This window comes from Streptomyces sp. NPDC005393 (assembly GCF_040606675.1).
Taxonomy (GTDB): domain Bacteria; phylum Actinomycetota; class Actinomycetes; order Streptomycetales; family Streptomycetaceae; genus Streptomyces.
In genome coordinates this window covers 1-6576 of the sequence record NZ_JBEXFG010000100.1, presented here as the reverse complement: position 1 = coordinate 6576, position 6576 = coordinate 1, and the positions used below count along the sequence as shown (strand labels likewise).

General features: G+C 73.4%; 2 protein-coding genes. Both read right to left on the bottom strand.

Annotation, left to right across the window (positions count from 1 at the left end; translation table 11 throughout):
• A partial coding sequence (locus tag ABZS71_RS35185; RefSeq protein ID WP_356216814.1) for a type I polyketide synthase occupies window positions 1-1994 on the bottom strand: 1994 nt, incomplete at its 3' end.
• 33 nt (window positions 1995-2027) lie between these two features.
• The gene (locus ABZS71_RS35180) at window positions 2028-6572 is read right to left on the bottom strand and encodes an SDR family NAD(P)-dependent oxidoreductase (RefSeq protein ID WP_356216817.1); all 4545 of its coding nucleotides are present in this window, start codon (window positions 6570-6572) and stop codon (window positions 2028-2030) included.
• Between the last annotated feature and the right edge of the window lie 4 nt (window positions 6573-6576).

Below are 6576 nucleotides of genomic sequence, written 5' to 3'. Positions count from 1 at the left end.
GCGGGGGTGACGCCGTAGTCGTCCCATAGGGCGGCGAGGGAGATCATGACGGCCCAGAGGACGGGTTGGACGACGTCGACGCGGCTGAGGTCGGCCGTGTGCACGCCGTCGCGGAGGACGTTGGTGAGGGACCAGTCGACGTAGGGGGCCAGGGCATGTTCGCAGTCGGCCACCCGGGCGGCGAAGACGGGTGAGGTGTCCAGGAGTCCGGCGCCCATGCCGGCCCACTGCGAGCCCTGTCCCGGAAACACCAGCACCGGACCCACACCACCCGCACCCAGCCCACCGACGGCCGCGGCACTGCCCGGCTCGATCACGCCGGGGTGGGGCTCACCCGCGGCCAGGGCCTTCAGTCCAGCCATCAGCTCGTCGCGGTTCTCGCCGACGACGACGGCTCGGTGGTCGAACACCGACCGTGTGGTGATCAGCGACCATCCCACATCGGCGGGGGACATCGCGGCATCGGCGGCCACCCGCTCGGCCAGGGCCCTCGCCTGACCGCGCAGCGCCTCTTCGCTGTGCGCCGACACCACCCACGGCACCACACCACCCGCCGACACCCCGCCGCCGTGCGACGACAGGTCCGACGCGGGCGTGGCCTCGGCCGCTTCGGGGGCCTGCTCGAGGATCAGATGGGCGTTCGTACCGCTGATGCCGAAGGAGGACACTCCCGCACGACGCGGACGGTCGGGCGCCACCCACTCGACGGGCTCGGTCAGCAGCCGCACCGCACCCGCAGCCCAGTCCACGTGCGGCGTCGGCTCATCGATGTGCAGGGAGGCCGGCAGGACGCCATGCCGCATGGCCTGCACCATCTTGATGACGCTCGCCACGCCGGCGGCGGCTTGGGTGTGGCCGATGTTGGACTTGGCGGAGCCGAGCCACAGCGGCTGTCCGTCCGGTCGCCCCTGTCCGTACGTGGCCAGGAGAGCCTGGGCCTCGATGGGGTCGCCGAGGGTGGTGCCGGTGCCGTGTGCCTCGACCGCGTCCACCTCGGCCGTGGACAGCCGGGCGTTGGCGAGCGCCTGGCGGATCACCCGCTGCTGCGAGGGCCCGTTCGGCGCCGTCAAGCCATTGCTGGCGCCATCCTGGTTGACCGCCGAGCCCCGGACGACCGCAAGCACCCGGTGGCCGTTGCGCCGCGCGTCCGACAGCCGCTCCAGCAGCACCAGACCGACGCCCTCCGAGAAGCCCGTGCCGTCCGCCGCCGCGGCGAACGCCTTGCACCGCCCGTCCGGGGAGAGCGCGCGCTGACGCGAGAACTCGGTGAACCCACCGGGCGTGGCCATCACCGTGACCCCGCCGGCCAGGGCCAGCGAGCACTCGCCCTGCCGGAGCGCCTGAGCGGCGAGATGCGTGGCCACCAGGGAGGACGAGCATGCCGTGTCCACCGTGACGGCGGGCCCCTCCAGGCCGAACGAGTACGCCACCCGGCCCGACACCACACTGCCGAGATTCCCCGTGGCGACGTAGCCCGCCGAATCGCCGGTGGTCCGGCCGATGAGCGACAGATAGTGGTACGAGTCCACCCCGGCGAACACACCGGTGTCGCTGCCGCTCAGCGCGTCGCGATCGAGGCCCGCACGCTCGAACGCCTCCCACGCGGTTTCCAGCAGAAGCCGCTGCTGGGGATCCATCGCCGCGGCCTCCCGCGGACTGATCCCGAAGAACTCGGCGTCGAAGTCGGCCACGCTCCGCAGAAACCCGCCCTCGCGGGCACTGCTGGTACCGGCGTGGTCCGGATCCGGATCGTAGAGGGCGTCCAGGTCCCAGCCACGGTCCTCCGGAAAGGACGAGATGACGTCCACACCGTCGCTGACCACCTGCCAAAGGTCCTCGGGAGTGGCCACGTCACCGGGGAAGTGGCAGGCCATCCCGATGATGGCGATGGGCTCCCGGGCGCGGTCCTCGACCTCGCGCAACTGCCGCCTGGCCAGCCGCAGATCGGCGGTCGCCCGCTTGAGATAGCTGCGGAGCTTCTCGTCATCCGTCATATCGCATCAACCCGATCATTACGGCCGTCGTGTTCATCGGAGACTGTCGTCGGAGGGGACACTCAGCTCGTTGTCGAGCGCCTGGAACAACTCCTCGTCGCTGGCCGACGCCAGATCGTCCTCGGCGGGCCCGCCGCCGTCCGCGCCGAGCAGCCGGCCGTCCACCGCGCGCAGCAGCTCGCGCAGCCGCGCCGCGATCCGCGCCCGCAGCTCGCGGTCCCCGGCCACCGTGGCCAAGGCGGCGCCGAAGGAGTCGAGGTCGGCGAGGAGGGAGGCCGGCGGGGCCGTCCCGACCGGGCCGAGAAGCTCCCGCAGGAGCCGTACGACCGCGGTCGGCGTGGGGTGGTCGAAGACCAGCGTGGCGGGCAGCCGCAGAGCGGTGGCGGCGCCGAGCCGGTTCCGCAGCTCGACGGCGGTCAGGGAGTCGAAGCCGAGTTCCCGGAAGTTCTGCGCGGGGTGGATGGACTCCGCCGTGTCATGGCCCAGCACCGTCGCCGTAGCGTGACGCACCAGGGTGAGGAGCGCCTGCTGCCGGTCCTCCTCCGACATGGCGGCGAACGCGTCCGCCGCAGCCGCGCCGGACGTGTCGGCGGCCCCGGTGGCCGCCTGCGGGGCGGCGCCGCGTACGAGGCTCCTGAAGAGGGCCGGCACCCCGTCGGCGTGGGCTTGACGACGCAGGGCGGCCAGGTCGAGGCGGATGGGGGCCAGCGTGGGCAGGCCGCTGGCGAGGGCGATGTCGAGCAGCGCCATGCCCTGCCCGGTTTCCAGCCCCACCATGCCGGCCCTCGCCAGCCGCGCCCGGTCGGCGTCGGTCATCCCCCCGGTCATCCCGGTGGCCTGCGCCCAGTAGCCCCAGGCCAGGGAGGTCGCGGGCAGACCCTGGGCATGACGGTGACGGGCCAGGGCGTCCAGGAAGGCGTTGGCCGCCGAGTAGTTTCCCTGCCCCGCCGCGCCCAGCAGGCCGGCGGCGGCGGAGAACAGCACGAACGCCGACAGCCCCTGGTCCCGGGTGAGTTCATGCAGATTCCACGCCGCGTCGACCTTCGCCCGCAGCACCTCCTCCACCTGATCGGGGGTGAGTGCCTCGACTGTGGCATCGCGCAGCAGCCCGGCGGCGTGGACGACGGCGGTGAGCGGATGCCGTTCGGGAACGGCCTCCAGCAGCTTGGCCAGGGCGGCCCGGTCGGCGGTGTCACACCCCGCGATCGTGACCCGCGCGCCCAGCTCCGTCAGCTCGGCGGCGAGAGCGGTGGCGCCCGGTGCGTCGGGCCCCCGGCGGCTGACGAGCAGAAGCTGTCGTGCGCCGTGATGGGCGACCAGATGGCGTGCGGTGGCTGCGCCGAGCGTGCCCGTGCCACCGGTGATGAGCACGGTGCCCTCGGGGTCGAGGGCGGTGGGAATCGTCAGGACGATCTTGCCGATGTGACGCGCCTGGCTGAAGTGGCGGAACGCCTCGGGAGCCCGGCGGATGTCCCACACCGTGGTCGGCAGGGGCCGCAGCGTACCGTCCTCGAACAGCGCCGACAGCTCGGCCCACATCTGCTGGATACGGTCGGGACCGGCGCCGCTGACCAGGTCGAACGCCCGGTAGCTGACCCCGGGGTGCTGGGCGCGGACCTGCTCGGGGTCGCGGAGGTCGGTCCTGCCCATGTCGATGAAACGGCCGCCGGGCGCCAGCAGGCGCAGGGACGCGTCCACGAAGTCGGCGGCCAGGGAGTTGAGCACCACATCGACGGACCCCGCGGCCTCGCGGACGCGGTCCTCGAAGTCGAGGGTGCGGGAGGAGGCGATGTGGCGGTCGTCGAAGCCGCGTTGCCGCAGGGCATGCCACTTCCCCGGGCTCGCGGTGGCGTACACCTCGGCCTGCCAGTGGCGGGCCAGCTGCACGGCGGCCAGGCCGACGCCACCGGTGGCCGCGTGCAACAGCAGCGTCTCCCCGGCGCGCAGCCCCGCCAGATCGGCGAGACCGTAGTAGGCCGTGAGGAAGGCGGACGGCGTGGTCGCCGCCTGCGCGTAGGACCACCCCGAGGGGATCCGGGTGATGAGCCGGCTGTCGGTGATGACCAGCGGCCCCGTGCCGTTGAACAGGCCCATGACCCGGTCGCCCACGGCGAACCCGTCGGCCCGCGGGCCCACCTCCACGACCTCCCCCGCGCCGTCGCCACCGAGCGGCCTCGGGTCCTCGACCATCCCGAGCGCCACCACGATGTCATGGAAGTTCACCCCGCCCGCCCGAAGCGCCACCCGCACCTCCCCGCGGCCCAGCGGGCGCGTGTTGTCCGGGGAGTCGACCAGGGCGAGGTGGTCCAGGCTGCCGTGGCCGATGAGCCCCAGCCGCCAGGCGGCCGCACCGTCCGGCGGGGAAAGCCGCTTGGCCGCGTCGTCGTGGATCAGGCGCGGTACGTACACCAGGCCGTCGCGCAGCGCCATTTGAGGCTCGCCGGAGGCCACCGCGTCGGCCACGGCCCGTAGGGACGCGTCCTGCCGGTCGAGGTCGCACAGCAGCACCCGGCCCGGGTTCTCCGACTGGGCGCTGCGCACCAGGCCCCAGACGGCGGAGGCGGGCAGGTCATGGATGTCGTGGTCGCTGTGCGTGGCGACCGCTCCCCGGGTGACGACCGCCAGTCGGGTGTCCGCGAACTCGGGGGTGGTGAGGAAGCCCTGCAGCGCCGCGAGCGCCGCCATGCCGAGGCGATGGGTGTGCTCGACCGGATCGCCCTCGGCATCGGCGGAAGCGGCATCGGGAGCGGCAAAGCGGGCGAACACCACTTCGGGGGCCGGTGCGCCGCCCGCCACGGCCGTCCGTAGGGCGGCGAGATCGGGGTGGCGGCGGGCATCGGGCAGCGCATCGGCCAACGGGTCACCGTCGGGGCCGAGGACGGCTGTACGGAGGGCTGCGGCGCCCTGGGTCGGCGCCATCTGCGTCCAGGTGAGCTGGAACAGCGAGTTCCTGCCCGCCGAACGGGCCCGGCCGAGCTGTCCGTCCGGTACCGGGCGCAGGATCAGATCGTCCACGGTGGCGACGGGTGCGCCGGTCGGATCGGCGGCGGTCAGGGTGAACCGGTCCGCCGCGGTGGGGGTGATCCGGACGCGCAGGGTGTCGGCCCCGGTGGCGCGCAGCCGCAGACCACTCCAGGTGAAGGGGAGCAGAATCCGGTGGGCGTCGTCGGACGCGGGGTCGACGTCCAGGGCGCGGGCGTGCAGGGCGGCGTCGAGCAGGGCGGGGTGGATGCCGTATGCGGTGGCGTTGCCGCGTTCCCCCTCGGGCAGGGCCACTTCGGCATAGAGGTGGCCGTCGAGTCGCCACGCGGCGATGAGGCCCTGGAAGGAGGGCCCGTAGCGGTAGCCGTGGTCGGCGAGCTGACGGTAGAAGTCCTGGACGGGCAGCGGTGTGGCCCCGGGCGGCGGCCAGACGCCATCGAGCGCGGCGGGCCCGGTCGCGGACGAGGGGGCGAGCGCACCGGTGGCATGCCGGGTCCACGCCGGATCGCCGGAGTCGGCCGCGGGACGGGAATGGATGGTGATCGGACGCTCGCCGGTGTGATCGGGGGCGGCCACGGTGATCTGCACATCGACCGCCTCGCCCGCCGGAATGACCAGTGGCGCGTGGAGGGTCAGCTCCGACACCTGATCACAGCCGGTCCGGGCGGCGGCGTGCAGGGCGAGCTCGGCGAAGACGGTTCCCGGGAGCAGAACGGTGTCCAGCACCCGGTGGTCGTTCAGCCAGGCGTGGGTCCGCGGGGAGAGCCGCCCGGTGAGCAGATGGGTGCCGCCCTCGGCGAGCTCCACGGCGGCGCCGAGCAGCGGATGCCCGGCGGAGGCCATACCCAGGTCGCCGGGGTCGCCACCGTGGCCACCACGGCCGTCCAGCCAGTACCGCCGGCGCTGGAAGGCGTAGGTCGGCAGGTCGACGACGTGGGGGGCGGGGCCGGTACGGAACCAGCGGGCCCAGTCCACGGCGACGCCCGCGGTGAACGCCTGCGCCACCGACCGGGTCAGCTGGGCCGGGCCGCCGTGGTCACGGCGCAGGGTCGGCACCGTGACCGCGTTGACGCCGGCTTCCTCGAAGCTCTCCTGCAGGCCGATGGTGAGGACGGGGTGGGTGCTGGTCTCGATGAACACCCGGTGGCCGTCGGCGAGCAGCGCCCGCACCGCGTCGGCGAACCGCACCCGCTCGCGCAGGTTCGTCACCCAGTACGCCGTGTCGAGCCCCGCGGTGTCCATCCGGCCCGCCGTGACCGTCGAATAGAACGCCACCTCCGACGGGACCGGCTTGACCCCGGCCAGAACTTCGGTCAACTCGGCCGCGATCTCATCGACTTGAGGGCTGTGCGAGGCGTAGTCCACATCGATCAGCCGGGCCCGGCCACCCGCCTCCTCACACGCGGCCACCGCATGGTCTACCTGCTCGGGCGGCCCGGAGACGACCACCGAGCCGGGTCCGTTGACGGCCGCCACGCCGACGGCCTCGGCTCGTTCGCCGCATGCGGCCAGAATCTCTTCCGCCTGGTCCTGGCTTATGCCGAGGGAGGCCATGGCTCCGCCGCCGGTCAGGTGTCGGAGGGCTTGGCTGCGCAGGGCG